This window comes from Vibrio sp. V23_P3S9T160 (genome assembly GCF_963886625.1).
Classification (GTDB): domain Bacteria; phylum Pseudomonadota; class Gammaproteobacteria; order Enterobacterales; family Vibrionaceae; genus Vibrio; species Vibrio anguillarum.
Window position 1 is genome coordinate 35972 of record NZ_CAWPDB010000116.1, and the last position, 19416, is coordinate 55387.

The following is a 19416-nucleotide window of genomic DNA, read 5'->3' on the forward strand; positions in this document are numbered from 1 at the left end:
AGTTACTCCAATTTTTGATAGGGTGCATATTAGGGAACACGTGTACGCTAAACAACTCCGATCAGTGCTACACAAACCAGTTTTTAATGCGCTCTGCAATACTGTGTGATTGGTCATGCCTTTCAAAGTTTTCAATACGTTGAGCAATTTTATTAATGATGCTTTCTTCGTCATCGCCTCTGAATGACGCACCCATAAGGATCGGTACTGCTTCATCAACTGTAGCGACTGGCCAAATATGAAATTCATCATTTTTAATGCTATTGACTACATCTTTATGAAGCGCAAGATGTTTTAGATTTGTTCTTGGTAGAATGACGCCTTGTCCACCCGTGAATCCCTGATGCTTACACACATGGTAAAAGCCTTCAATTTTTTCGTTTAGCCCGCCAACAGCTTGGACTCGCCCGAATTGATCAACCGCACCTGTCACAGCGATTTGTTGGTTAATGGGATGTTCAGATAAAGCGCTTACTAAAGAACATAACTCGGCTAGTGATGCACTGTCGCCATCCACTTCGCTGTATGATTGTTCGAAGACAACTGAAGCAGAATAGGGAAGCGGTGCGTCAAGGTTCATTGAACTGCTTACAAAGGCTTGCATTATCATCATGCCTTTTGCATGCAAATTACCACCGAGCTCGGCTTTGCGTTCGACATCGGTAATATCACCGTCACCAAAGTGCACAACGCATGAGATACGAGCTGGTTCACCATAGGAAAGAGGATGGCCAGCAACATCGATCACCGTTAATCCATTGACTTGGCCGACTTGTTCGCCTTGAGTTTCAATAATGACTTGTCCATCAAGTATGTCGTCGAGTGCTCGTTGCTGCAGATAAGACTCTCGATAATAGCGTTTGTCTAAGGCACTTTCGATATGAGATTTAGTAATCGGATACTGATTTGACTCTAAGGCCGCTTCTTCTATGAGTGTTCTGTGCCATATTACACATAACGGTGTGTAATGTTGATCTTCCGTGAAACGGGCACCTGCGGTCATAAGAGCAGGAATGGCATCTTCAGTCAGTGTAGGGAGTTGGTATTCTTCAGATATCCAACGTAAATAAGCGAGATAGGTCAATATCGACTGTTCATCAATTTTCAGGTCCAACTCTAATTCGGTGTAGAAACAAAAGCTTGAGCGGACGTCTGCATCCAAATAGTCGACATCGGCTAACTGGTTCCTATCACCTAAAATGATCAGTTTGACCTCATATCTTTTAGAGATTGGTGAGGGGTGTGGTGATTTAGCATCACAATTAATGGGGCTTACATCTTCGCCTAATACTGCCGCTTTTAATAATGGCCACATTTTAGGATTAGCCAACAGCATATTAGCGGAGATCAGAAGATAACCACCATTGGCTTTATCCAATAAACCAGGAATTTCGCTGGTGATAAGCCCATTTTCAGCGCGGTATTGGCCAAAGATAGTCCCCATATCGAGGGACTCCGTACAAATAACGTGCGAGTTTGGCTTTATTACTTGAAGTTTTTGACTGACTAATTGACGATAGATTGAGTTATCTGGCGCGTTGATCAACATCACTCGTGTAAAACCTTTCAATTGAACAAACTGCTGAATAGCGGTTGCTAGTCTGGGCTGTGTGTCGAGTAATGTTACCGGAGATAGACTAGGGTACTGAGCTAGTTGCGAGTGGAATTGATCATACTGAGGTGTGACTGAACGCCAAATATTTTGAGTCATTGAAATCTAGTGTTTATTAAAAGAAGCCAGATTATATAGAAAAATAGCAATGTCTAACAGCTCCATTATTATGCTTGATCTTGTTCGCTTTTTTGAATCCAAAAATTGAACTCTGAACGATGGTGGGTTACGCTGTCACCCTAACTTGGCATGGATTTTACGTTATGAAATATCAACAGCTTGAAAATTTGGAATCGGGTTGGAAGTGGCAATACTTAATTAATAAGTGGAAGGATGGCGAAACAATCACTCGTTATGTAGACAAAAGTGAAGCTCTAGCTGCAATTGAACAGTTAAAAAAAATAGAGCATGAACCCCATCTGGTTCTTGGGTGGATTGATCAGCACATGTCACTTGAACTGAGTAATAAACTCAAGCAAGCAATTAGAGCCAAACGCAAACGCCACTTTAATGCCGAGCAACTACACACCAGAAAGAAATCTATCGATCTCGATTATCGAGTGTGGGAAAAACTATCATATCGAGCCAATGAGCTTGGTTGCACTTTGTCTGACGCGATTGAATACCTGTTAAGTGAAGCATCTCGTAGCGAAAAAGCGAGTAGAACCGTCTCAAGTTTAAAAGAAGATTTAAGTAAATTACTGTCTGAATAAGAAAGGAGATAAAAATGTTGTATGTCATTCTGGCTGCTGCTGCAGTTATCTTTTGGTTAGTCGCTGTTGATCGGCCTATATTGAGAGTTAAATTCAAAGATGGTGTCGTAGCACAAGTTAAAGGTCATTTCCCTCCAAGTTTTAAACATAATGTGACTGAGATTGCTGAAAAGACAGATTTGAGCGGCGAACTGAAAGTTTACCAGCAGAGAACGGGTGTTAAGTTGGTTTTTTCTAAAGACGTACCTAAAAAAATTCAACAACGTATTCGCAATGTTTTTCCTCATCAGGGATTTCATACAAAAGAGCAACGAACCAAGAAGTCACATTGAGTCTGCCATTCTTAATTTACAGATTGTTTTCATTAAAAAACGAACATCGTCGAAACGATTAACTTTACACATCGTCCATTTATAACTCGCTGATATCATGATGGAAGTCTCTGTAAAGGTTCTCGACGATGAAAAAAATCTGTGTAGTTATCATTTCGTTAGTGATAGTAGTTTTCTGTTCAAAGGGTTATGCCGACGATTCAGAAAGTAATCCTGTCGCGAAATCAATAAAACAGCAAACGCTGAAAGCTCTTAAAAAATATAGATCTAAGCTTGATGGATATTGTGACGTGATGATCGAAATGAAGCATGTTCAAAGTTATGCAGAAATTGTAGGCGTTGGGACAAACGGTGATTACCAAATCTGCGCGAAAGCAAAATCTAAAATTAAGATTGGCAAAAAATTTAAATATAAAGTTCCAGAGAAATACATACGGATACAAATCAATGCAGCAGAGTTATGAGTAAGGTGTGATTTCACTGTGAAATGAAAATTTGGATGTATGGTTTCAATTGCTATGATGGTTTACAAATCAAAGTGCGTATTATGTATATTATGTTAAATTGCAAATGATCATATTTTAGTGTACGAATATTTCTTTCCTCTTTTCTATCTATCCTCATGACATTAAACATAATCAGTATTTACCATAAAATACCTAATAACTAGTCTGATAATCGAAGATTTCATTCTAGTTATTATTTAGTAAGAGTTTATGGTGAATTTGGTTGGATTATCCAGTGGTCGGAATGTTGAATAAGTGTTCCATTTGTATGTATTTCTAGTTCAGGAATTCGTGGCCCAATTATGTATTGATTTGGGTTTTTATCATCTTTAATCACTATAATTTCCTGTTCATTTACAAATACAGAACAATTTGGCGTTGGAGTGCAGCTCGTCATGTCGACGTTTTGATAAGAAAAAGTCCTCCAGAAAAAAGCGACCAAAAGAATGAGCAATGTGATTAGTATTTGAGCAAACCTGTGTTTTGTAAGCTTTTCTGAAGCCATGATGCTTCCTTCCTCGTGTAACAAACTTCAAAGTTTTGAAATAAAAGGCCAAATCCTGAACAACTGTAAGGTTACTACTCTGTCATTGAATTGTTAATTGCAGTATAGTTGACGGTTGAAAATGCCACTTTTTTTTAAAGTCAGCAATAGATAGTAACGTTCTGATAAAGCAGTATTTCTATTGTGGATTTGGGGGGCATTACGACATGTGTCGTGTTGGAAGTAAAGTGTAGTTAATTAGAAATTGGAAGCATGCAAATGAGCCAAGAAAAGCAGCTTGAACAAAACTACAACTATACAGTTGTTCGGCAATTTACCTTAGTGACTATTCTCTGGGGTATTGTTGGGATGGCTGTAGGTGTTTTGATTGCCGCTCAATTAGTTTGGCCACAGCTAAACTTTGATACGCCGTGGTTGACGTACAGTCGCTTACGTCCTCTGCATACTAATGCGGTTATTTTTGCGTTTGGTACAAGTGCCCTCTTTGCAACATCTTATTATGTTGTTCAGCGTACTTGTCAAACTCGTCTATTTGGTGGTCCTCTTGTGCCCTTCACCTTTTGGGGATGGCAAGCCATTATTTTATCTGCAGCAATAACTTTACCTTTGGGTTATACCTCCGGTAAAGAATACGCGGAATTAGAATGGCCAATTGATATCGCCATTGCTCTTGTATGGGTATCTTATGCGATAGTGTTTTTTGGAACACTCGTCAAACGTAAGACGGCACATATCTATGTGGCAAACTGGTTCTTCGGAGCTTTTATCCTTACTGTTGCTGTATTACATATTGTAAATAGCATGGCAATCCCTGTTTCTATGGGTAAATCGTATTCAGTTTACGCTGGGGCGGTGGATGCTATGGTTCAGTGGTGGTACGGTCATAATGCGGTGGGTTTCCTACTTACTGCCGGCTTCCTTGGTATGATGTATTACTTTGTACCAAAACAAGCTGAACGCCCTGTTTATTCATACCGTTTATCAATTGTTCACTTTTGGGCTTTGATCTCTCTTTACATTTGGGCTGGTCCGCACCATCTACACTACACTGCTCTGCCTGACTGGACTCAGTCACTTGGCATGGTGATGTCGTTGGTGTTGTTTGCTCCTTCATGGGGCGGGATGATCAACGGGATCATGACGTTATCTGGTGCTTGGCATAAACTGCGCTATGACCCAATCTTACGATTCCTCATCGTTTCATTGTCATTCTACGGAATGTCTACGTTTGAAGGACCAATGATGTCGATTAAGACAGTTAATGCACTGTCACACTACACCGACTGGACTATTGGTCACGTACATTCTGGAGCTCTAGGTTGGGTGGCAATGGTGTCGATTGGTTCGGTATACCATTTAATCCCTCGCCTATTTAACCAAGAGCGTATGTACTCTGTTGGTCTGATCAATGCTCACTTCTGGTTAGCGACTATTGGTACGGTGCTCTACATCGTTGCGATGTGGATTTCAGGTGTTATGCAGGGCTTGATGTGGCGTGCTGTTAACTCTGACGGTACGTTAACGTACAGTTTTGTTGAGTCTGTCCAAGCCTCTTACCCATTCTATACCGTTCGATTCATTGGTGGATTTATCTTCTTAGCAGGTATGTTCCTGATGGCTTACAACACGTATAAAACGGTTTTTGCACCAGATAATAGCTTAAAAGCTATTCCTCAACCGGCATAAGGAGATGAAAGAATGAGTTCTAATAATCGCCATGAAATCATCGAACGTAATGTCGGTTTACTGGCTATTTTCATTATTTTTGCCATCAGTTGGGGAGCCTTGGTTGAAATCACGCCATTGATTTTCCAAAAGCAAACTACTGAGCCTGTTGAAAATCTTAAGCCCTACACTGCGCTGCAACTTGAAGGCCGTGATATCTATATTCGCGAAGGTTGTAACGTTTGCCATAGCCAAATGATTCGCCCATTCCGTTCCGAAACGGAGCGTTATGGTCATTATTCGGTGGCTGGTGAAAGTGTTTGGGAGCATCCATTTGTGTGGGGTTCGAAGCGGACTGGACCTGATTTGGCTCGTGTTGGTGGTCGTTATTCTGATGAATGGCATCGAGTTCACTTGACTAATCCTCGCGAACTGGTTCCTGAATCAAACATGCCCGGTTTTCCTTGGCTAGCAAAAAATGTGTTGGACGGCAAGCTTACGCAAAGCAAACTTGAATTATTCCGTAATCAGTTTGGTGTGCCGTATACCGATGAACAAATCGCGAATGCAGCAAAAGATGTCGAAGGGAAATCAGAAATGGATGCAATCATTTCTTATCTTCAATCTCTTGGTCACGCAATGAAGTAAGGGGTAGTTATGGATATCGGTACTATTCACAGTATTTGGACCATAGTGCTGTTCGTCTGTTTTATAGGCGTAGTGTGGTGGGCCTATGGCAAAAACCGTAAAGCTCGTTTCGATGAAGCGGCTAACCTCATTTTTGCCGATGAACAGCCCAAATCCTCTAAGGAACAAGGAGTGACTAAACAATGACGACATTTTGGAGTCTATGGGTCATCATCATTACGGTGGGAACTTTGCTGGGCTGTGCGATTCTGCTCGTTTGGTGTTTAAAAGACAAAATGGGAGTGGAAGAAGGCTCGGATATGGGCCATGAATACGATGGTATTCGTGAGCTCAACAACCCTCTGCCTAAATGGTGGACCTATCTTTTTATTAGTACGTTTATTTTTGCCGCTATCTATCTGACCCTCTATCCTGGGTTAGGTAGTTTTAAAGGTGTACTTGGTTGGCAAAGTTCAGATCAAACCATTCGCTCTCTTGATGAGTCCAAAGCCTCGATTGCAAATGCGCAAAACAATAAAGTGTTAGTACAGTATGCAAAAGAGTTAGATGACGCAAACACCTACTTTGGTGAAGCATTTAAACGCTTAGCTTATACTGGCGGCGGTTCGGATTTACGCCCTATTCCTGAAATTGCAGCAGATTCTGATGCATTGAAGGTTGGTCAGCGTTTATTCTTACAAAACTGCTCTCAGTGTCATGGTTCTGACGCTCGTGGTCAAAAAGGCTTTCCGAATCTAACCGATAATGCTTGGTTATATGGTGGTGAACCAGAAGCGATTGTGACCACTATCCGACATGGTCGTATTGGACAAATGCCAGCTTGGAAAGATGTCCTCGGTGAGCAAGGTGTGAAGGAAGTGGTGAGTTATACCCTAAGCCTTTCTGGGCGTTCTGTGAACGTTCGAGAAGCGGAAGCAGGTAAAGCTCGCTTCGTCGTTTGCGCCGCTTGTCATGGTACGGATGGTAAAGGTAACCCTGCGTTTGGAGCACCTGATCTTACTGATAACGATTGGTTATTTGGTGACTCAAGAGCCGATGTTACTCAAACGGTCATGCATGGCCGATCAGGTGTTATGCCTGCTTGGAATGACATTCTCGGTGAAGATAAAGTTCAACTGGTTGCTGCTTACGTGTGGAGTTTAAGCAATACCGAGAACTAATTGCACAACAAAGGCAGCTCTTTATTAGGGCTGTCTTTCTTCTCTTTTTAATAAGCCTTCTTTATTTTGTTGTTGAGAACTTTTTTATGGTAACTCCTTGGTATAAACAATTCTGGCCGTGGTTTCTGATCATCTTACCGTTAACTGTGGTGATATGGACGATTGCAACGGTTATCGTCTTTTCTCAGAATTCAGTGTCATTGGTGACAGAGGATTACTACAAAAAAGGCAAAGGCATTAATATTGACCTATCAAAAATTAACGAAGCAAAAGCATTAAAGCTCAGCTCGGAAGTCTACTCTGAGGGTAATGATATTATCTTCAAATTTAATAAAGGTGAGCTTGAACACTACCCCGCGATTAAAATGATGTTTGCTCATCGGACACTGCCAGACCGTGATTTCACACAACTTGTCGCATCGGATGCACAAGGTATATATCGCATTACCCTGCCTGCCCCGTTACAAGGCCCTTGGTTCATCGAACTCACTCCTCACAATGAGGAGTGGTTAATCCAAGGTCGAGTAACGTTTCCAATGCCAACTTCTACTCAATTAATGAATTAAACTATGTGCAAAGCGTGTTACCACTGTGGTGAAGATGTACCAGCCAACACAGATTATAAACTCGATATTCTAGGTGAAAGCAGAGATATGTGTTGTCCCGGTTGTGAAACCGTGGCTAAAACCATTGTAGAAAGTGGCCTAGTATCTTATTACCAATACCGAACGACCACTGCAGATAAAGTGGAGCTTGTGCCAGAGCAGCTCAAAGCACTCATTCATTACGATAATGACGATGTACAAGCAGAGTTTGTTCGTAACGACAACGAAACGTCAGAAGTGACGTTATCGGTAGAAGGTGTTTCTTGTGCGGCTTGTGCTTGGTTAATTGAAAAACAACTCTCTCATAAAAATGGGGTAATTTCGATAAGGGTCAATACCACTACCAACCGTGCTTTACTCAGTTGGGATAAGACACAAACACGACTCAGTGAATTACTTTCGACTATTCATAAATTAGGTTATAAGGCTGCCCCTTTTGAAGCAGACGCACATGAGGCAGCCTACCATCAATCAATGAAGCAATATCTTTATCGCTTGGGTATTGCAGGTCTAGCCACCATGCAAGTGATGATGCTTGCTGTGGCGCTCTATCTTGAGGTCTTCGGTGATCTTGATTCTGAGTTTCGCAATTATTTTCGTTGGGTTAGCTTGATCTTTGCAACCCCCGTACTTTTATACTCTGCCCTTCCCTTTTACCTCAATGCTTGGCGAAGCATTAGAGGCAGAACATTAGGTATGGATGTTCCTGTTTCTATCGCTCTTATTTTTGCGTATGTTGCTAGTCTGATAGCGACAGTGACTGAACAAGGCGAAGTCTTTTTTGAATCCATTTCAATGTTTACCTTTTTCTTACTGGTTGGACGATTTTTAGAGATGCGGGCGCGTAGAAAAGCCGCGGCGGCTAGCGGCAATTTACTGAAATTGATCCCTGCGGTTGCAACTACGTTGGATGGCCGTCAAGTGCCTGTAAAAACTCTAGCTCTTGGTGATCGAATTCGCGTGTTGCCTGGAGAACACGTCCCTGCTGATGGTCGAGTGTTGAATGGGCGTATTCATATTAATGAATCAATGTTGACCGGTGAATCAGTGCCAGTTGTCAAAACAGTCGGTGATGCTGTTTTTGCTGGCACATTAAATGGCGATGAGTCTTTCGAGTTGGAAGTTACTGCATCTAAAGCAGATTCCGTTATTTCCAATATCGTTAAACTGCAAGATGAAGCTCAAATGTCTAAGCCTAAGATTGCAGAAATTGCAGATATTGTCGCGAGATATTTTGTAGCTGTAATTTTGATTATTGCAGCAGCCACTTGGTTTTATTGGCACCAGACAAAACCTGAAGATGCATTTTGGATCATGTTAGCGGTCTTGGTGGCAACCTGCCCGTGCGCGCTTTCTCTTGCCACTCCCACAGCCATCACTTGCGCTACATCACGAATGGGTGACTTTGGTATTTTATTGAGAAAAAACCATGTCTTTGAAACACTTTGCAAAGTTAACCATTTGATTATTGATAAAACGGGAACGTTGACCCGTGGTGATATCGAAATTAGTGACGTTGAGTTGCATAGTGATATAGACGAAAACCATTGTTTGGCGCTAGCGGCTGCTTTGGAGCATCATGCCAATCACCCCATTGCCAGAGCGTTTGCGCAATATCGTAATGACGAGTTTCGTGTTGAGCATGTGCAGAATATGATTGGGTCTGGTATTCAAGGTCATTATTTAGGAGGCGATGTTCGTATTGGCAGCGCCGAATTTGTTTTGAACGACATCAGTGACGCTCGAGCAAATCGTATTTATCTGTCGCTCAACGGGCACCACGTGGCAACCTTCACGTACCGCGATCCTATCCGTAGTGAAGCGAAACAATTTATCGATCGTTTCCATCATGAAGGAATTAAGATCACGCTATTAACGGGTGACTCTCAACTTAATGCACACAGTGTGGCCGCCGAAATGGACATAGATATTGTCGTATCGAATGCCAAACCAGAAGATAAACTGAGTTACTTAAAGTCGTTACCAGATGATGATATCACCATGATGATTGGCGATGGCATTAATGATGCGCCAACGCTTGCTGGTGCGCACTTATCAGTCGCCATGGGTAGTGGAACCGATGTCGCAAAAGCATCCGCTGATATGGTTTTACTTGGAGATAGACTCGACAGATTATTGGAAGCCAGAAGCTTAGCGTTAAAAGCTCGCAAAATTATTCGGGAAAATTTAGCGTGGTCACTTGGATACAATATTATTATTTTGCCACTCGCCGTTGCGGGGCTGGTTGCTCCTTACATTGCCGTGGTGGGCATGTCGGCGAGTTCGATTATTGTGGTATCTAATTCTCTTCGACTACTCAAAAAGAGGGATAAGTAGATGGAAAGTCTTTATATATTGATCCCCATAGCGATCGTTTTGGTTACAATCGCCGTCATCATCTTTTTATGGGCAGTAAAGAGCGAACAGTTTGAAGATTTAGAACGCCAAGGACACAATATTTTGTTTGATGAAGATGAACTTACCTCATCAAAAGAAGAGAAAAAATGACCGCAGATTGGATTGGTGCTTTCTTTATCGGTTTGCTTGGGGCTGGCCACTGTATGGGAATGTGTGGCGGAATTGCTTCTCTTTTGACCTTAGGTGAAAAACGCAATGATCGACTCCCAATACTGCTTGTTTTTTACAACCTTGGACGTATTGCCAGCTATATGCTGTTTGGCGGTTTATTAGGAGGCCTCGCCGCCTCGCTATCCGAATTTTCTACACTTAATCATGCGTTGATTTGGTTGCGGCTCATTGCGGCAGGCCTAATGATTGTACTTGGATTGTATGTTGGCCGTTGGTGGTTTGGTCTGTTAAAGCTGGAGAAGGTTGGGCAAAAAATCTGGAGTTTTATTTCGCCTTTTGGGCAATCATTGCTCCCGCTTAGGAAAACGTGGTTCGCTCTCCCTTTTGGGTTTATCTGGGGATGGTTACCTTGTGGGCTAGTTTACTCGGTACTGACTTGGTCTGTGGTGTCCGGTAGTGCGCTGTCTGGGGCACTGGTTATGGCCTCTTTTGGTTTGGGAACCTTACCTGCGATGCTTCTTGTTGGTTACGGAGCGACCCGTTTGAAGAACATTCAACAATCATTCATATTTCGTCATTTTGCTGCGATTTTTATCATACTCTATGGTCTATACACGGGTTATGGAGCAGTGAGTATTTTATCATCTACGTGGTAGCTGTCTGATTTATGGCATCTTTTTTCGCTATCCTTTAGGGGTAATGGGTGCTAAAATATTGATGTACATCAAAAAGTGAAAGGTTGTTATGATTTCTGATAAGCCAGCGGCAAAGCGCATTCAATCTGGTGGTTGTGCAATTCACTGTCAAGATTGCAGCATTAGCCAGCTTTGTATTCCTTTTACTCTCAATGAATCTGAACTTGATCAACTTGATCAAATTATTGAGCGTAAAAAACCTATCCAAAAGGGCCAAGAGCTATTTAAAGCTGGTGACGACCTTAAGTCTCTCTACGCTATTCGCTCAGGTACAATTAAAAGTTATACCATTACTGAGCAAGGTGATGAACAAATCACTGCGTTTCATTTAGCGGGTGATTTAGTTGGTTTTGACGCGATCACTGATGATTCTCATCCTAGCTTTGCTCAGGCTCTAGAAACATCAATGGTATGCGAAATACCCTACGAAATTCTTGATGATCTTTCGGGTAAAATGCCTAAGTTACGTCAGCAAATTATGCGCTTGATGAGTAATGAAATTAAGGGCGACCAAGAGATGATTCTTCTGCTATCTAAAAAGAATGCAGAAGAAAGATTGGCGGCTTTTCTTTATAACTTGTCGACTCGTTTCTCTCAGCGCGGCTTTAGCCCTAGAGAGTTTCGTCTGACAATGACTCGTGGTGATATCGGTAATTACCTTGGTCTCACTGTTGAAACGATCAGTCGTCTACTCGGCCGTTTTCAGAAGTCTGAAATCCTTAGCGTTAAAGGCAAATACATCACAATCCTTGACCATGACCAACTGATGGAACTGGCAGGCGTATCTAAAGAAACTAAGTAACTTCAATGAGGTAGCTCTTAAATGAGCTACGTCATACTTCTGTTAAAAACTCTCTTTTTTTCTAAAATTCTCGCTGGTTATGAGCTAAAGTAACTCTAACGCCCTCCTCCATAATTAAGGAGTCGATATGAGTATTTATAGCAAGATTCTGGTAGTTGCTGACATCAACCACGATGAACAACCCGCCCTTGCCAGAGCCATACAGTTAGCGCAGCAAAGCACGTCTTCTAGCCACATTACATTTTTTCTATCTATTTATGATTTCTCTTATGACATGACGTCGATGCTCTCTGTTGATGAACGTGATGCTATGCGACGTGGTGTTATCCATCAGCGCGAGCAATGGATGAGGAAAGTAGCTGAACCGTATATTGATAGTTCGATCCAATTTGAAGTAAAAGTGGTGTGGCATAACCGCCCTTATGAAGCGATTATTGCTGAGATATTTTACGGAGAACATGACATTCTGATCAAAGGGACGCGCAAGCATGATGTCCTGGAATCCGTTATTTTTACACCGACAGATTGGCACTTATTGCGTAAATGCCCAACTCCAGTGCTATTGGTTAAAAATTCAGATTGGCCACAGAATGCGAATATAATCGCTTCGGTACATGTGGGGTCAGAAAATCCGGCTCATATTGATTTAAATGATTGCATGGTTGAACAACTAAAAAGCCTCACCACTCGTTTAGGTGCGACGCCTTATCTGGTGAATTCATACCCTATTACGCCAGCGAATATCACCATTGAGCTGCCCGAGTTTGATCCAATGACCTACACTGATGCTGTTCGTGGTCACCATTTGATGGCAATGAAAGCATTGCGACAAAAGCATGGTATAGATGAATCTCAAACACTTGTAGAACAAGGCTTGCCTGAAGACGTCATTCCTCAAGCAGCTGAAAAGCTCAATGCGGCGATGGTTATTCTTGGTACGACGGGGCGTACAGGGTTATCGGCAGTATTTATTGGCAACACGGCAGAACAAGTCATTGATAAAATTAACTGTGATGTTTTAGCATTAAAGCCGCATGGCTACGTGAGCCCTTTAGATCCTAAAACCTCTATTTAAAATGGCCCGATCTATCATCGATCCCCCTTGTCATAGACGAGGGGGATTTTTTATCTTCCTTACTTGTTAGATCTGGCATCTGCGCTATTTATCCGTATCATACGCACTCTATTTTGTTTTAAAGATTAAAGACCAGACACTGATGACTGAGCAAATTCAAGAGCGCACCAAAGCTCAACAATATAATTTCAATAAACTTCAGAAGCGTATCCGTCGTAATACGGGTCAAGCCATTGCTGACTTTAATATGATTGAAGATGGCGACCGTATTATGGTATGTCTTTCTGGCGGTAAAGATAGCTTTACCATGCTGGATATTCTAATGAGCCTTCAGAAAAGTGCCCCTGTTAGCTTTGAGCTTATTGCCGTGAATCTTGATCAAAAACAGCCCGGATTTCCTGAACACATTCTGCCGCAGTACTTAGAGCAACTAGGCGTTGAATATAAAATTGTCGAAGAAGACACGTATTCTATTGTTCAAGATAAGATCCCTGAAGGGAAAACCACCTGCTCACTTTGTTCACGCTTACGCCGCGGTATTTTGTACCGTACAGCCAAAGAACTCGGTGCGACGAAAATTGCGTTAGGCCATCACCGTGACGACATTCTAGAAACGCTATTTTTGAACATGTTTTATGGTGGAAAGATCAAAGGAATGCCACCTAAACTTGTGTCTGATAACGGTGAACATGTGGTAATTCGCCCTCTAGCCTACTGTCGTGAAAAAGACATTATCAAATATGCGAACATGCGAGAGTATCCGATTATTCCATGTAATCTATGTGGCTCTCAGCCAAACATGCAACGTCAAAACATTAAGCAAATGCTAAATGGCTGGGATAAACAGTTCCCTGGGCGCATCGAGACCATGTTTAGTGCAATGCAAAATGTAGTGCCTAGCCATTTGGCTGATTTCAAGTTGTTTGACTTTAAGTCGATTAACCGTGATTCAGGCGTTATTAATGGCGGCGACATTGGTTTTGATAAAGAAGAGATGCCAATCCTAGCGCTCGAAGATGAGGATAGCGTGATGGAGTTTGATCCTAGTTTGAAGTTGGATGTCACCAATCTTTGATATTCCTACAAAGATAAAACGAGTAAGGGCTGCGAATGCAGCCCTATTGATATTAGCCCAACATGTCTAATGTTTCGCTTTGGGAAGATAAGGTAACACGCGAACCGTTTCTTGTGGTAACTGCATCGATCCACCTTCACCCAGTTGACTGAGATCCACTTGGGCTTTGCCATTTTCTATGTTAATGGTTTCGCCGTTACTCAACTGAATGACCGAATTCAAATTATTGGCAAATTCGAGTGTGACACCAGAAACATCGGGTGTGAACCAACTCGCAAACATCCCACCGAGCTCTTCCAGTAATTTTTCCATCTGAGGTAATAAGATGGCGACCTGCTGGTAAGATATTTCTCCTTTGAACTGCTCTTTTGCCATAACAACAGTCGAAAAGTCACAACGCATATCTTGAGGAGTATCGACAAACACTAACGGATTCGCTTGCCGTAAATGATCGTCTAAAGGAAGTAGTAGCTCGTGGTTGCTACTGACTTTCAACGCTTCATAGTGCTTTTCTTTTTCCATCCAAGCCTTCTCTATTGGGCAGAGCTGCTTGGTATTGGCATTAAGGAAATAATAAGCGACTTTGACATTGGGGTACTCTTCTTTCACGTTATTTTTCATTGCTGAAAACAACTTGGAGTATGTAAACATATACTCTTGAGCGTTAACGGGAAATGCGTTAGCAAGGCATAACGTTGTCAGTAATAAGGTAAGCGTTCTTTTTTTCATTATTATTCTGTCCAGAAAGGCTGATTGTGACGCATCATAGATTGAAGATCTTGCACATAAGCTTCTCCGCGCTCTGAGTATTTCAGTAAGCCATTGGTCATCTCCATGGCACTGTCAGCACTCAATAAATCGGCATTATTTTTTCTTAATCGAAAACGAATCTCTCGTAAATCATGATAAGCGGAGTTGCGGTTAACATTCATGAAGTAACCGTGGATTGACTCTTGAACAGAACCAAAACTCGCCACTTCGTGAGTCATACCTTCCACTCGTTGCAAAGGTACCAACCCACACCCTACACTGTAACACCATTGACCGAAATAGTTGTTTCCTTCAGTTGCAAAGCGAGAGGTTCCCCAAGCCGATTCATTCGCTGCCTGGGTCAAGACTAACGCTTCGGGTAAAACGTCAACTCGATGCAGCATGTTTTCTAGCCATGCGCTAGTGATGCCTTCTGCAGGAATCGGTACTTCATATCGCTTAGAGAGTTTTTGCGCCTCACTATAGTCACTTTTGGCTATCTGATTGCTTAGATGATGTTGTGCAATCCTCTCTAATATTTCACGCTCTCGCAAAACACGTAAATTTTCCCAAGCTATCCCTGGTTTTAAGAAAGAAAAAAAAGCATGCTTTTTCTCATTCACATCATCGATGGCTGAGAAGTCAGGCGCTTTTCCAACAGCTCTAGCACCTTGCAAAGATGGAATGTCGCTTTTGTAAGTCGTCTCAGTTGAGGTTTGCTTGACGTAATAAACGCTGCAGCTCACAACCACGAGCGAGATGGCGGTAAGTAAGATTATTTTACGCATTGAACACCTGAGAATTTGGATTATTGTCGGATTGATTAGTCGCTATGATCTTTAGTTTGATGCCAAACATATTGCGATAAATAATCCCTTTAGCATGGAAGAAGAAAGGTAATACAAAAATGAAACCTATCCCATAAAAGAGCGCGGCGGCAACGAACATCAGCATGATCACGGAATAAATCACGGCAATAGGAACGATTTTTTTATTTACTGCGCGTAAGGATAATAGCAGTGATTGCATAGGTGGAACCCGTTTTTCGCAGATCAATAAGATGGATTGGCTAAACGCAATACTCAAATACATTGATAGCAATGGGAAAATCATTCCTGCTACACCTTGCAGTAATAAGCTGAATAGCGTTGCTAAAATCACTGGGATGGTGAACTGTAATCCCTTACCTATATGTCTTGGCTGTGTTCTTAACCCAGCGACATGACTCATCGCCATTAAGCTCACGCCAGCATAAATAGGTGCACTAACGACCTCATAGCTAAAATTAGCCACAAAAATAGCTTGTACAATATTGCCTGTGAAAGCTTCTGGTGTTTCTAACGCATCCAAGATTAGTGATGGATCACCCAGTTGCAATTTTAAAGCAATATAGAAGATCGCAAGCTGCACAAATAAAAGAATCACGATGGAAGGAGAAAAGGAGATAAATTGCTTGATCGTACAATCCCATGCCTCTTTGAGCACGGCGTTGACTTTTAGCTCGTAATCTCCCTTGAGCGCATGCTCTACACTACCGCCTAAATTGAAATCTTTTTCAATATCATTATTCATAAAATGTCCTAGGCAACGGAAAAGCAAGTTGCCTGTATTTGGGTCACAAAGTTATTGTCATTATACTGCAATACACTCTAGTCCAAAATCAGAAGCCTAAACTGATCTTGCATTATTATGTGTTTGGTTGATAATTAACCACTTGAAAGCATTGAACAGTTAGTTAGTTCTGTATGGTAATCAATCTTTACTGCTACCTACAAAACTTTTTCTGTATCAATATAAGAAAACGCTTTGAATTCACTCTTTTGGTGATTATGATGCGCGCCTCAATTGTGTATAGCGACAGGTCGTAAGATAGGCATCCCTATAGACCAAGGTGGGAGAAAAACAGACGTTGAACGTAAAAAAATCAGTAGGAAAACCAGTAGTTCGTCTTTCTGGTATCAGTAAAAGTTTCGATGGTAAGGAAATCATTGGCAACCTAAACCTTGATGTTAATCATGGCGAATTCTTAACGATACTTGGTCCTTCTGGCTGTGGTAAAACAACAGTACTAAGAATGATTGCAGGTTTTGAAACCGCAGATCAAGGTTCAATTACTCTTGATAATCAAGATGTTACAAAAGTTCCTGCTGAACAGAGACACGTTAACACCGTCTTTCAAAGCTATGCACTTTTCCCACATATGACAGTATTTGAAAATGTCGCGTTTGGTTTGCGTATGCAAAAAGTGCCAACGGCGGACATTGAACCCCGTGTGATGGAAGCACTGCGGATGGTACGCCTCGACGCGATGGCCCAGCGTAAACCAAGTCAACTTTCTGGTGGTCAACAACAACGTATCGCTATCGCGCGTGCCGTTGTTAATAAACCTAAGGTTCTGTTGCTAGACGAATCTTTATCCGCGCTTGACTATAAACTGCGTAAGCAGATGCAAATGGAGCTTAAGCAGCTTCAACGTCAGCTTGGGATCACCTTTATCTTCGTTACGCACGATCAAGAAGAAGCTTTATCAATGTCGGATCGCATTATTGTTATGCGTGAAGGGAAAATTGAGCAAGATGGCTCTCCACGTGAAATTTACGAAGACCCTAAAAACCTATTTGTTGCTCGCTTCATCGGTGAGATCAACGTATTTAATGCTGAAACGATTGAACGAATTGACGATAAGCGTATTCGTGCACATATCGAAGGTGTTGAAGCGGTGGTTTACCACGATCAAAATGTACAACCCGGACACAAACTACAAGTTTTGCTGCGTCCTGAAGATCTTCGCATCGAAGAGATTAAAGAGTCAGAAGAAAAAGGCATTGTTGGACACGTGACAGAACGTACCTACAAAGGCATGACTCTAGAATCTGTAGTCGAACTGGAAGAATCAGGCATGCGCGTGACGGTTAGCGAATTCTTTAACGAAGATGATCCTGATGTGGACCATTCTCTCGGCCAGAAAGTCGCTATCACTTGGGTTGAAAGCTGGGAGGTAGTACTCGATGATGAGCAAGAAGCTTAATCTTCAAAATGCTATTATCACATTGATTGTTGGGTGGTTAGTGCTGTTTGTGCTAATCCCTAACGTTATGATCATTGGTACTAGCTTTTTGACTCGCGATGAAGCCAACTTAATTGAAATGACCTTCACGCTTGATAACTATACACGCCTATTGGATCCACTTTACGCCAAAGTGCTCATGCACTCTTTCTATATGGCAATTGTGGCTACCCTTCTCTGCTTGGTTATTGGTTATCCATTTGCCTACATTGTCGCAAAAATGCCTCAAAAATGGCGTCCAATTATGCTGTTTTTGGTGATTGTTCCTTTTTGGACGAACTCTCTTATCCGTACCTACGGATTAAAAATAGTGCTGGGCACGCAAGGCATCTTAAACCAAGCTTTAATGGCTTTAGACATCATAGACAAACCACTGCGTATTATGTACACCGAGACAGCGGTAATGATTGGCTTGGTTTACATCTTGCTGCCTTTTATGATTCTTCCGCTCTATTCTGCTATTGAAAAATTGGACGATACCTACATTGAAGCCGCGCGAGATCTAGGGGCAAATAAGCTTCAAACTTTGCTCAAGGTAGTATTGCCATTGACCATGCCGGGTATCATCGGGGGCTGCTTATTGGTGTTACTGCCAGCATTAGGTATGTTCTATATTGCGGACTTACTCGGTGGCGCGAAAAACCTGCTGATTGGTAACGTGATTAAGAGTCAAGTATTGAATGCTCGTGATTGGCCATTCGGCGCCGCGACCAGCATTGCCTTGACTCTGGCAATGGCTGTAATGCTTTATGCATACTATCGTGCTGGTAAGTTATTGAATAAGAAAGTGGAGCTAGACTAATGGGCAAAACAGTTAGATTTAGCTTTATGAGTTTAGTGTATGTATTTCTATACCTACCGATCATAGTGCTGATTGTAAACTCATTTAATGACAACAAATTTGGCATTAAATGGGGCGGTTTCACTACGAAGTGGTACCACGCTTTAGTTGCAAACGACAGCTTAGTTCAGGCAGCATGGCACTCGCTGAATGTAGCGGTTTTTTCAGCCACAGCAGCGACGCTGATTGGCAGTTTAACTGCTGTAGCCCTTTTTCGTTATCAATTTAAAGGTAAACGTGCAGTTAATGGTATGTTGTTTGTTGTGATGATGTCCCCAGATATTGTCATGGCAATTTCGCTACTTGCGCTATTCTTAGTGTTAGGTGCTCAGCTAGGTTTTCTTACTTTGTTGATTGCACACATTACATTCTGCTTACCTTTCGTTGTTGTGACTGTTTACAGTCGCCTCAACGGATTTGATGTAAAGATGCTCGAAGCTGCCAAAGATCTCGGTGCTGGCGAATGGGTGATTTTGACCAAAATCATTTTGCCATTAGCGAAACCAGCGGTTGCGGCTGGTTGGTTACTGAGCTTCACATTGTCATTAGATGATGTGATCATTAGCTCGTTTGTGACTGGTCCTACTTACGAAATTTTACCATTGAAGATTTATTCTATGGTTAAAGTCGGGATTTCCCCAGAAGTTAACGCTCTGGCGACCGTGATGTTAGTTGTTTCTTTAGCTCTAGTAATCACATCACAGTTGTTAGCAAGGGAAAAAGTGAAGTAGAATCGACATCTTGTAATACATTACGCGAAACAGAATGACAAATCGTCATTCTGTTTTTCTATCTAACGCCTAAAAATAGGCAACGTTTGGTTTGGAGCTAACGTC

Annotated in this window: 22 protein-coding genes; 17 read left to right on the forward strand and 5 right to left on the reverse strand. The window is 41.9% G+C overall.

What is annotated here, in order from left to right; genetic code table 11:
• Positions 1-67: 67 nt before the first annotated feature.
• Positions 68-1711: a S16 family serine protease gene (locus AACU59_RS08185; protein ID WP_017044702.1), complete on the reverse strand. Its 1644-nt coding sequence runs from the start codon at positions 1709-1711 to the stop codon at positions 68-70.
• 164 nt (positions 1712-1875) lie between these two features.
• Here AACU59_RS08185 and matP point away from each other — a divergent pair, with 164 nt between their 5' ends.
• From matP to AACU59_RS08200, 3 genes are all read left to right on the forward strand, one after another.
• Positions 1876-2325 carry a macrodomain Ter protein MatP gene (gene matP / locus AACU59_RS08190; protein WP_094145240.1) on the forward strand — a complete coding sequence of 150 codons (450 nt, stop codon included), beginning with the start codon at positions 1876-1878 and terminating at the stop codon, positions 2323-2325.
• Between the two features lie 14 nt (positions 2326-2339).
• Positions 2340-2657 (forward strand): DUF3634 family protein, encoded by a 318-nt coding sequence (locus AACU59_RS08195; RefSeq protein ID WP_013856901.1) that lies wholly within the window; start codon positions 2340-2342, stop codon positions 2655-2657.
• Between the two features lie 128 nt (positions 2658-2785).
• Positions 2786-3121, forward strand: coding sequence for a hypothetical protein (locus AACU59_RS08200; RefSeq protein ID WP_013856900.1), 336 nt, complete (start codon positions 2786-2788; stop codon positions 3119-3121).
• 250 nt (positions 3122-3371) lie between these two features.
• Here the strand turns inward: AACU59_RS08200 and AACU59_RS08205 are convergent, their stop codons facing one another.
• Positions 3372-3668, reverse strand: a complete 297-nt coding sequence (locus AACU59_RS08205) for a hypothetical protein (RefSeq protein ID WP_094144240.1) — start codon at positions 3666-3668, stop codon at positions 3372-3374.
• Positions 3669-3926: 258 nt separating this feature from the next.
• Here AACU59_RS08205 and ccoN point away from each other — a divergent pair, with 258 nt between their 5' ends.
• The 11 genes from ccoN (at position 3927) to ttcA (ending at position 13922) form a co-directional block, all read left to right on the forward strand.
• A complete protein-coding gene (gene ccoN, locus AACU59_RS08210) occupies positions 3927-5354 on the forward strand; it encodes a cytochrome-c oxidase, cbb3-type subunit I (protein ID WP_026027333.1) in 1428 nt (475 codons plus the stop codon).
• 12 nt (positions 5355-5366) lie between these two features.
• The gene (gene ccoO, locus AACU59_RS08215; RefSeq protein ID WP_013856896.1) at positions 5367-5981 is read left to right on the forward strand and encodes a cytochrome-c oxidase, cbb3-type subunit II; all 615 of its coding nucleotides are present in this window, start codon (positions 5367-5369) and stop codon (positions 5979-5981) included.
• 9 nt (positions 5982-5990) lie between these two features.
• Entirely contained in the window at positions 5991-6167 is a 177-nt protein-coding gene (locus AACU59_RS08220; RefSeq protein ID WP_010320252.1) for a CcoQ/FixQ family Cbb3-type cytochrome c oxidase assembly chaperone, read from the forward strand.
• Entirely contained in the window at positions 6164-7141 is a 978-nt protein-coding gene (gene ccoP, locus AACU59_RS08225; RefSeq protein WP_013856895.1) for a cytochrome-c oxidase, cbb3-type subunit III, read from the forward strand. The genes AACU59_RS08220 and ccoP overlap by 4 nt, the downstream gene beginning before the upstream one ends.
• An 86-nt stretch (positions 7142-7227) precedes the next feature.
• Positions 7228-7707, forward strand: coding sequence for a FixH family protein (locus AACU59_RS08230; protein WP_017042885.1), 480 nt, complete (start codon positions 7228-7230; stop codon positions 7705-7707).
• Positions 7708-7710: 3 nt separating this feature from the next.
• Complete coding sequence (locus AACU59_RS08235) at positions 7711-10083, forward strand: heavy metal translocating P-type ATPase (RefSeq protein WP_094143507.1); 2373 nt, start codon at positions 7711-7713, stop codon at positions 10081-10083.
• Positions 10084-10254 carry a cbb3-type cytochrome oxidase assembly protein CcoS gene (ccoS, locus tag AACU59_RS08240; RefSeq protein ID WP_013856892.1) on the forward strand — a complete coding sequence of 57 codons (171 nt, stop codon included), beginning with the start codon at positions 10084-10086 and terminating at the stop codon, positions 10252-10254.
• Positions 10251-10931 (forward strand): sulfite exporter TauE/SafE family protein, encoded by a 681-nt coding sequence (locus AACU59_RS08245; RefSeq protein WP_094125500.1) that lies wholly within the window; start codon positions 10251-10253, stop codon positions 10929-10931. Before ccoS ends, AACU59_RS08245 begins: the two co-directional genes overlap by 4 nt.
• Before the next feature lie 88 nt (positions 10932-11019).
• Positions 11020-11772, forward strand: a complete 753-nt coding sequence (locus AACU59_RS08250) for an FNR family transcription factor (RefSeq protein ID WP_010320258.1) — start codon at positions 11020-11022, stop codon at positions 11770-11772.
• A 127-nt stretch (positions 11773-11899) separates the two neighbouring features.
• Positions 11900-12847 (forward strand): universal stress protein UspE, encoded by a 948-nt coding sequence (uspE, locus tag AACU59_RS08255; protein ID WP_013856890.1) that lies wholly within the window; start codon positions 11900-11902, stop codon positions 12845-12847.
• A 142-nt stretch (positions 12848-12989) separates the two neighbouring features.
• Positions 12990-13922, forward strand: a complete 933-nt coding sequence (gene ttcA / locus AACU59_RS08260; protein ID WP_013856889.1) for a tRNA 2-thiocytidine(32) synthetase TtcA — start codon at positions 12990-12992, stop codon at positions 13920-13922.
• A 66-nt stretch (positions 13923-13988) separates the two neighbouring features.
• Here the strand turns inward: ttcA and AACU59_RS08265 are convergent, their stop codons facing one another.
• From AACU59_RS08265 to AACU59_RS08275, 3 genes are read right to left on the reverse strand one after another with little or no spacing between them, the layout of a single operon-like run.
• A complete protein-coding gene (locus AACU59_RS08265; RefSeq protein WP_094145883.1) occupies positions 13989-14651 on the reverse strand; it encodes a DUF2987 domain-containing protein in 663 nt (220 codons plus the stop codon).
• A gap of 2 nt (positions 14652-14653) precedes the next feature.
• The gene (locus tag AACU59_RS08270; RefSeq protein ID WP_013856887.1) at positions 14654-15460 is read right to left on the reverse strand and encodes a glucosaminidase domain-containing protein; all 807 of its coding nucleotides are present in this window, start codon (positions 15458-15460) and stop codon (positions 14654-14656) included.
• Positions 15453-16244, reverse strand: coding sequence for a membrane protein (locus AACU59_RS08275; RefSeq protein ID WP_026028002.1), 792 nt, complete (start codon positions 16242-16244; stop codon positions 15453-15455). The genes AACU59_RS08270 and AACU59_RS08275 overlap by 8 nt, the downstream gene beginning before the upstream one ends.
• A 319-nt stretch (positions 16245-16563) precedes the next feature.
• Here AACU59_RS08275 and potA point away from each other — a divergent pair, with 319 nt between their 5' ends.
• The 3 genes from potA to potC are packed head-to-tail and all read left to right on the forward strand — an operon-like array spanning position 16564 to position 19311.
• Positions 16564-17700 (forward strand): spermidine/putrescine ABC transporter ATP-binding protein PotA, encoded by a 1137-nt coding sequence (potA, locus tag AACU59_RS08280; protein WP_010320264.1) that lies wholly within the window; start codon positions 16564-16566, stop codon positions 17698-17700.
• Complete coding sequence (gene potB / locus AACU59_RS08285; RefSeq protein ID WP_026027331.1) at positions 17684-18541, forward strand: spermidine/putrescine ABC transporter permease PotB; 858 nt, start codon at positions 17684-17686, stop codon at positions 18539-18541. Before potA ends, potB begins: the two co-directional genes overlap by 17 nt.
• The gene (gene potC, locus AACU59_RS08290) at positions 18541-19311 is read left to right on the forward strand and encodes a spermidine/putrescine ABC transporter permease PotC (RefSeq protein ID WP_013856883.1); all 771 of its coding nucleotides are present in this window, start codon (positions 18541-18543) and stop codon (positions 19309-19311) included. Before potB ends, potC begins: the two co-directional genes overlap by 1 nt.
• Positions 19312-19416: the final 105 nt, after the last annotated feature.